Source organism: Rubellimicrobium aerolatum (genome assembly GCF_017872975.1).
Taxonomy (GTDB): domain Bacteria; phylum Pseudomonadota; class Alphaproteobacteria; order Rhodobacterales; family Rhodobacteraceae; genus Rubellimicrobium; species Rubellimicrobium aerolatum.
The window spans coordinates 1-1,273 of the sequence record NZ_JAGGJP010000054.1; the positions used below are offsets into that span (position 1 = coordinate 1).

Here is a 1,273-nt window from a genome sequence, read left to right on the forward strand (position 1 = left end):
TGACCTGACCCCCGTCACTCATCCGGTGGCGACTGGAATCGCGGGGTGAAAATTGCGTGCTCCGGCGCCGTAGGCAACGGCCATCGGCGCGGAGCTTTCCCCGTGGCGCAGCGTCGATGGCCGTTGCGGGCGCAAGGCTTCGGCGTATGCGGCGGGTGTCTGATAGCCGAGCGACGAGTGCGGCCGCGCGGTGTTGTAGTCGTGGACCCAGCCGGCGATGATGGCGCGGGCGTGGCGGATCGAGAAGAACAGGTGCTCGTTGAGGCATTCGTCGCGCATCCGGCCCTGAAAGCTCTCGGCGAACGCATTCTGGGTCGGCTTGCCGGGGGCGATGTAGCGCCAGTCGAGCTTTTGCTCTTGGGTGAACTTCAGGACCGCGGTCGAGGTGAACTCGGTCCCGTTGTCGCTGACAATGACCCCGGGCTTGCCTCGCCTCTCGATCAACGCGGTCATCTCGCGCACGACGCGCTTGCCCGAGAGCGAGGTGTCGACGACGGCGGCGAGGCACTCCTTGGTCACGTCGTCGATGATGTTCAGCACCCGGAACCGCCTGCCGCAGGCGAGCTGGTCGTGAACGAAGTCTACCGACCAGCGGCTGTTCGGCCCGTCCGGCAGCGGGATCGGCGTGCGTGCCACCGCGATCCGGCGGCGGGACTTGCGCCGACGCACCGCCAGACCCTCCTCGCGGTAGAGCCGCTGGGTCTTCTTCCGATTCACGGCGTGGCCCTCCTGACGCAGGAGCACATGCAGCCGCCGATAGCCGAACCGGCGGCGCTGGTCGGCCAGTTCGTGCAGCCGAGCCCGAAGCGCGGCGTCATCGGGCCGGACACTGCGATAGCGGACCGAACTCCGGTCCGCCGAGATGATGGCGCACGCCCGCCGCTCGCTCAGGCCGTGGACCTCCACAGCGTGGGCGACGGCGTTCCGCCTGGCCGCGGGCGTCACCATTTTTTTGCCAGCAGATCCTTCAGCGCCGTGTTGTCGAGCATCGCGTCAGCGTAGAGGCGCTTGAGCTTCGCGTTCTCCTCCTCGAGCGCCTTCAATCGCTTGGCCTCGGAGACTTCCAAACCGCCGAACTTGGCCTTCCAGGCGTAGAACGTCGCGGTCGACATCCCGTGCCGACGGCAGACCTCCGCCACGCTCACCCCGGCGTCGTGCTCCCGCAGCACCCCGATGATCTGCTCGTCACTGAACCTGCTTCGCTTCATGTCCGATCCCTTCCGTTGGGTCCGGATTCCAGCAGCCCCTAGAGGAGAAACAAGGGGTCAGGTCA

Annotated in this window: 1 protein-coding gene; it reads right to left on the reverse strand. The window is 66.9% G+C overall.

Features of this window, described 5'->3' with window-relative positions:
* Positions 1-18: 18 nt before the first annotated feature.
* Positions 19-1,208, reverse strand: a protein-coding gene (locus J2Z33_RS18065; protein WP_209843641.1) for an IS3 family transposase whose coding sequence is annotated in 2 segments (ribosomal slippage) — positions 19-956 and positions 956-1,208 — 1,191 coding nt in all. Because the reading frame shifts where the segments join, the coding sequence is not laid out codon by codon here.
* Between the last annotated feature and the right edge of the window lie 65 nt (positions 1,209-1,273).